8 protein-coding genes, 1 tRNA gene and 1 pseudogene are annotated in these 5,615 nt (G+C 72.9%); 6 read left to right on the top strand and 4 right to left on the bottom strand.

The window, feature by feature from the left end; translation table 11 throughout:
• Positions 1–284 (top strand): annotated as a pseudogene (locus MCAG_RS33820) (hypothetical protein); the annotation flags it as partial.
• 35 nt (positions 285–319) lie between these two features.
• Here MCAG_RS33820 and MCAG_RS21370 read toward each other — a convergent pair.
• Genes MCAG_RS21370 through MCAG_RS21355 form a run of 4 tightly spaced genes read right to left on the bottom strand, consistent with a single transcriptional unit; the run spans position 320 to position 3,027 of the window.
• Entirely contained in the window at positions 320–1,078 is a 759-nt protein-coding gene (locus MCAG_RS21370) for an energy-coupling factor ABC transporter ATP-binding protein (protein WP_007075062.1), read from the bottom strand.
• Positions 1,075–1,845: a cobalt ECF transporter T component CbiQ gene (cbiQ, locus tag MCAG_RS21365; RefSeq protein WP_007075061.1), complete on the bottom strand. Its 771-nt coding sequence runs from the start codon at positions 1,843–1,845 to the stop codon at positions 1,075–1,077. Before cbiQ ends, MCAG_RS21370 begins: the two co-directional genes overlap by 4 nt.
• Before the next feature lie 13 nt (positions 1,846–1,858).
• Positions 1,859–2,311, bottom strand: coding sequence for a PDGLE domain-containing protein (locus MCAG_RS21360; protein ID WP_007075060.1), 453 nt, complete (start codon positions 2,309–2,311; stop codon positions 1,859–1,861).
• On the bottom strand, positions 2,308–3,027 hold the full coding sequence (locus tag MCAG_RS21355) for an energy-coupling factor ABC transporter permease (protein ID WP_036374581.1): 720 nt from the start codon (positions 3,025–3,027) through the stop codon (positions 2,308–2,310). The genes MCAG_RS21360 and MCAG_RS21355 overlap by 4 nt, the downstream gene beginning before the upstream one ends.
• A 188-nt stretch (positions 3,028–3,215) precedes the next feature.
• On the opposite strand from MCAG_RS21355, the gene bcp reads away from it, so the two are divergent.
• The 5 genes from bcp to MCAG_RS21330 all read left to right on the top strand — a co-directional run bounded on the left by bcp (position 3,216) and on the right by MCAG_RS21330 (position 5,550).
• Complete coding sequence (bcp, locus tag MCAG_RS21350; protein WP_007075058.1) at positions 3,216–3,692, top strand: thioredoxin-dependent thiol peroxidase; 477 nt, start codon at positions 3,216–3,218, stop codon at positions 3,690–3,692.
• 205 nt (positions 3,693–3,897) lie between these two features.
• Positions 3,898–4,479 (top strand): pyridoxamine 5'-phosphate oxidase family protein, encoded by a 582-nt coding sequence (locus tag MCAG_RS21345; RefSeq protein ID WP_007075057.1) that lies wholly within the window; start codon positions 3,898–3,900, stop codon positions 4,477–4,479.
• 80 nt (positions 4,480–4,559) lie between these two features.
• Positions 4,560–4,644: transfer RNA gene (locus MCAG_RS21340), tRNA-Leu, on the top strand.
• 68 nt (positions 4,645–4,712) lie between these two features.
• A complete protein-coding gene (locus MCAG_RS21335; protein ID WP_007075056.1) occupies positions 4,713–5,249 on the top strand; it encodes a GNAT family N-acetyltransferase in 537 nt (178 codons plus the stop codon).
• Between the two features lie 40 nt (positions 5,250–5,289).
• On the top strand, positions 5,290–5,550 hold the full coding sequence (locus tag MCAG_RS21330; RefSeq protein WP_036374579.1) for a hypothetical protein: 261 nt from the start codon (positions 5,290–5,292) through the stop codon (positions 5,548–5,550).
• The last annotated feature ends 65 nt before the right edge of the window (positions 5,551–5,615 follow it).

Genomic DNA, 5,615 nt, shown 5'->3' with positions numbered 1-5,615 from the left:
GCCGTCCCGCCGCCGACTTCGCCCTCGCGCTGGCCGGGGCCTGCCTCGCACTCTTCGCCGGGGTCACCAACGTCGCCGTCCTCGCCCGCTCGGTTCCCCCGGTCCCCTGGCCCGGCGGACTGGCCCGGCTGCTACTCGTCCTGATCCTGGCCACGGGTGCCGGCGCCACCGCCAGCGGCCTGCTGCGCCTCCGCGCCGCCGCCCAGGCCCCGCCCCCCTCCCCCGACGATCATGCACTTGCGGCCCCCGGAATGGGACTTTCGTCCCCTTCGCCGGGGCCCTAACTGCAAGATCGCGGGCGGCAGGGCGGGGCGGGGTGTCAGGGGGTGAAGCCGTAGGGGAGCTCCAGGCGGTGGGCGGACAGGAGGGGGGCGTTCTTCAGCAGGGTGCGGGTGTCGGCGTCGGCGACTATGCGGCCGGCGTCGAGGATCACCGAGCGATCGCACAGCTCCAGCGCGTACGGCAGGTCATGCGTGACCATCAGCAGGGTCACCGGCAGCCCGCGCAGGATCTCGGCCAGCTCCCGGCGGGCCGCCGGGTCGAGGTTGGACGACGGCTCGTCCAGCACCAGAACCTCCGGGTGCATGGCCAGCACGGTGGCCACCGCCACCCGGCGGCGCTGCCCGAACGACAGGTGGTGCGGGGCGCGGTCCCGGTGCTCACCCATCCCCACCGCCGCCAGGGCCTCGTCGACCCGGGCGGCCAGCTCGGCCCCGCGCAGCCCCAGGTTGGCCGGGCCGAACGCCACGTCCTCGGCGACCGTGGGCAGGAAGAGCTGATCGTCCGGGTCCTGGAAGACGATCCCGACCCGGCGGCGGATCTCCGCGAGGGTGTCCCGGTCCCGGTTCACCGTGAGCCCACCGACGCTCACCGAGCCCTCGGCCGCGGTGAGGATGCCGTTGAGGTGCAGCACCAGGGTGGTCTTGCCCGCGCCGTTCGGCCCGAGCAGCGCCACCCGCTCGCCGCGCGCCACGGTCAGGTCGACCCCGTGCAGGGCGACGTGCCCGTCCGGGTACGCGTACCGGACGCCGCGCACGTCCAGGGAGGGGGGATCGGGATTTTGCACGTACCCGATCATGTCAGGGCCACGGCGGTCGCGGCGATGCCGGCCGCGACCAGCGGCACCGTCGCCCCGACCAGCCACTGCCCGGCGGTCGCCGCGCCCGCGCCCTGCCACACCGCCGGCATCCGGCCGGAATAGCCGCGCGACAGCATCGCCAGGTAGACCCGCTCGCCGCGCTCGTACGCGCGCAGGAACAGCGCACCGACTCCGGCGGCGAAGCCGCGCAACTGCCACAAAAAGCGCGGGTCGTCGCCGCGGGAGACCCGGGCCACCCGCATCCGACGGGCCTCGCCGACCAGCACGTCCAGGTAGCGGAGCATGAAGGTGGCGATCTGGGTGACGATCTGCGGGCAGCGCAGCCGGTCCAGGCCGACGATCAGGTCCCGCGTCGTCGTGGTCGCCGCCAGCAGGAGCGACGCGAGTACGCCCAGCGTGCCCTTCGCGACGATGTTCCAGCCGCCGAGCAGCCCGTCGAGCGACAGGCCCAGCCCCGCCACCTCGACTCGCTCGCCCGCCCCGAGGAACGGCAGTGCGAACGCGAAGATCACGAACGGCAGCTCGATCGCCGCGCGGCGCAGCAGCCAGCCCGGCCCCACCCTTGCCAGCCCGGCCACGCCGGCGACCAGCAGGGCGTACCCGCCGAACGCCCAGAACGCCGTGCGGGGGGTGGCCACCACCGCGAGGGTGAACAGCACCATCGCGGCGATCTTCACCTCCGGCGGTAGACGGTGCACCGGGGAGGCGGACTCCCGGTAGAGCACGTGCGCGTGACCGGCCCCCATGGTCGCGGGCCGGCTACCGGGACCGCGCCGCGCGCGACGCGCTGTCGGCCGGGCTCTCGGCGGCGGTCCGCTGCCGCGTCGTCCGGTCGGCGGCCGGCTCGCCGCTGGACCGGTCGGCGGCCGGCGGCTGCGGGCCACGGCGGCGCAGCAGCCAGAACAAGCCGCCGCCCACGGCGAAGGTGAGCAGCACGCCGAGCACCCCGGACAGCCCGGTGGAGAGGAAGTCGTTGTCGAGGCCACGCACGCCGTAGTCGGCCAGCGGGCTGTCGGCCAGCTCGTGGTCCCGCTCCTGCTGCGCGGGGCAGCTACCGCCGGTGATCTCCCCCTCGGCGTCGACCGTGCAGCCCCGCAGCAGCGACGAGTCCAGCCCGTCGGGGTGCGACGAGGCGTAGTTGCTCACCACGCCGGCCAGCAGCAGGGCGACCAGCAGCCCACCGACGACGAAACCCCAGGGACGCTTGCTCATCGGGCACCTCCGGCGACCGGAACGACGGGAGCCGACGCGGCCGGCTTGAGGGCGCGCAGCGCGTACACCAGATCGGGGCGCACCTTCGCGACGGTGACCACCGTGGTCGCGGTGATCAGGCCCTCGCCGATACCGATCAGCAGGTGGACGCCGGCCATCGTGCCGGCCAGGCCGGCGAGGTTGCCACCCAGGTCGGTGGTGCCGCCCAGCCAGTACTGGAGCACGAAGCCCTGGGACGCCACCACGACGCTGACCAGCGCCGACACGAAGGCGGTCACGCCGAGGCCGGCCGGGGTGCGGGGCAGCACCCGCAGCAGCAGAGCGATCAGCAGGTACGCCGCCGCGGTGCCCAGGACGGCCATGTTGGTGACGTTGAGCCCGAGCATCGCCACCCCGCCGTCGCCGAAGACCAACGCTTGGACGACCAGCACGACCGCCACGCAGAGCGCGCCGACCCACGGACCAACCAGCAGAGCGGCGAGCGCGCCGCCGAGCAGATGGCCGCTCACCCCGGCGGTGAAGACCGGGAAGTTGAGCATCTGGACGGCGAAGATGAACGCGGCGACCAGGCCGGCCATCGGGGCGAGCCGGTCGTCCAGGTCACGCTGGCCGCGCAGCACGCAGAGGGTCAGCACAGCCAGGGCGAAGGCGGCGAATACCGCAGCGACCGGACCGTTCACGATCCCGTTGGAGATGTGCATCGCCAGGGTTTCCACTCGACCTCCCGGGGCCAGGCGGGAGGGTCCACGCCAGCTCGGGTCAGCGTATTTCCACTGACCTGCTGTTGCCAACGCCTGGCAACAGCGCCGAGGCGTTGATCACTACGCTCCGCGCCAGGGCGCGATGTCGGCGACATGGTGGGCGGTGTCGCTGCGGCGGCCAGGCTCGGCGGTAGGGTTCGGCCATGACCGCGCCCGTCCGCCTCAGCCCCGGTGACCCCGCGCCCGGGTTCGCCCTGCCGACCGACACCGGCGAGACTCTCTCCCTGGCCGGCCTGCGCGGCCGGCGGGTGATCCTGTACGCCTACCCCGCCGCGATGACCCCCGGCTGCACCAAGCAGGCGTGCGACTTCCGCGACTCGCTCGCCTCGCTCCAGGCCGCCGGTTTCGAGGTGGTCGGCATCTCCCCGGACAAGCCGGAGAAGCTGGCGAAGTTCCGTGATCGGGACGCCATCACCTTCCCGCTGGTCGCCGACACCGACCGAGCGGTGCTCACCGCCTACGGCGCGTACGGCGAGAAGCAGTCCTACGGCCGGACGGTGACCGGGGTGATCCGGTCCACCTTCGTCATCGACCCGGACGGGAAGATCGAGCGGGCGCTCTACAACGTCAAGGCCACCGGCCACGTCGCCAAGCTGCGTCGCGACCTCGGCCTCGACTGAACGAACGGGCCCGGCTCCCGTTCGCCCCCGCAGGCCCCGCCCGGCGGCACAACGGCAACCAGCGAGATGGCTGGAGGGCCACCCACTGTCGATACTTTCCTGGTAGCGATCAGACTACGTCCGGTGACGCCGAGATCGCGGGCCCTGTCGTGAGTGGGCACGTGACGACTCGGCTGCCGGCATCCGCTTGCGGGAAGGGACAGCAGTGGACTACGCCGAGCTCGTGCACCTGATGAACACCGACCCGGTGGCACAGACGTTGTTGGAGTCGCCGGTCGCGATGCGGCTGGGCTATGTGGGCCTGGACGGTCACCCGCGCACGGTGCCGGTCGCGTACCTGTGGAACGGCGAGGCGTTCCAGTTCGCCAGCCCGACGACCGCGTACAAGGTGCGGGCGATCGCGGCGCACCCGCAGGTGTCCTTCAGCGTCGACACGTACTCCCCCGAGGTGCGCGCGAAGGTTGCCGCGAAGCTCGGCCCGACCGTCGCCGGCTACACGCCCGTCGTCATGCTGGTACGCGGCACGGCGTCGATCGAGCTCCACTCGGGGGTCCCGGACGTGCACGTCAAGGCGTCCTGGCGGATGTTCGCGGACAAGAGCCTGGCCCCGGGATGGGAGCAGCAGAAGCGCGCACACACCACCGACATGGTGGTGATCACCATCAAGCCGACCCACATCACGCTCTGCGACTTCGTGACCCGCTTCCCGCCGCCGGTCGAGATCAACGCCCCCGCCCACGACCCTTCCCACGGCGGGAGCGACAGCGCGCCGGTGCCGGTCAACTGACCCGGGCGCGGCGCCGGACGACTCGCCTGCGGGGCAGTGTTAACACCAGAGACGCCGGACCCTCTAGACTCCTCGGTCAGGCGGGAGTGGTGGAAATGGCCAGACACGCAGGATTTAGGTTCCTGTGTCCGTGAGGACGTGGGGGTTCGAGTCCCCTCTCCCGCACCCTGTGCGGCTGTTGTAAGCGTCACGATCATGAGGTCGTCGGATGGCGGCGGGGTCAGGATGACGGCGTGAGCCTGCGTTTCGTCCTCGACCCCGACCTCACCGCCGAGCTGCGCGAACAGGTCGTCGCCCTGTGGGTGGACGTCACCAACGCCGGAGGCGCGGTCGGCTTCGTCGCGCCGGTCACCGGAGCCGACGTCCGCCCCGTCGCCGAGGCGACGTTCGCCGGCATCGTCGACGGCCCGGACCGGATGCTCGTCGGGTACGACGACGCGCGCCCGGTGGCCGTTCTGGTCTTCGCCGACAACCGGTTCGACCTGAAGGCGCACTGGTGCGTGCTGAAGCGGGTGATGGTGCACCCCGGCACCCAGGGCCGGGGGTACGGGTCGGCGCTGATGCGCAAGGCGGAGTGGCTCGGCCGGAAGCTGGGCTGGGCGGCGCTGCACGTGACCGTCCGGGACGGGTTGGGGCTGGAGCAGTTCTATGCGCGGCTCGGGTACCGGGAGGTGGGTCGGTTGCCGGGCGCGCTGCGGGTCGCCCCGGGCGACGACCGGGACGAGATCCTCATGTGGCTCGACCTTCCGCCGGCAACCCCCGAGCCGTAGTCCCCGCGCCGGGCGCACCCGGGCCGTGAACAGCGGCCACGTGAACACCGGCCACGAGCCCGGCCGCCTGGGTCAGTGGCCGCCGCAGCGGCCCGCGGGCGCGCCGGCGGCGAGCGGCACGACGGCCGCGTCCACGGGCGTCGTCTCCACCGACGGGGCTGCCGACGGCGAGCTCTGGGACGCCGCGCTGGGCGTCGGCGAGGCGCTGGGCCGGGGCGACGCGGAACGCTTGGGGGCGGTCGACCGAACGCTCCCGGACGTCCCGCCGCCGTACATCCTGACGGTGCCGCGCTGGACCTAACCGGGGGCCATCCGGATGCCGCCGACGGTGACGCGGTGGCCGTACCCGTCGGTGACCCGGATCGA

It is taken from the genome of Micromonospora sp. ATCC 39149, from assembly GCF_000158815.1.
Classification (GTDB): Bacteria; Actinomycetota; Actinomycetes; order Mycobacteriales; family Micromonosporaceae; genus Micromonospora.
The sequence above is the reverse complement of the archived record's forward strand: the minus strand, read 5'-3'. Positions and strand labels throughout refer to the sequence as shown.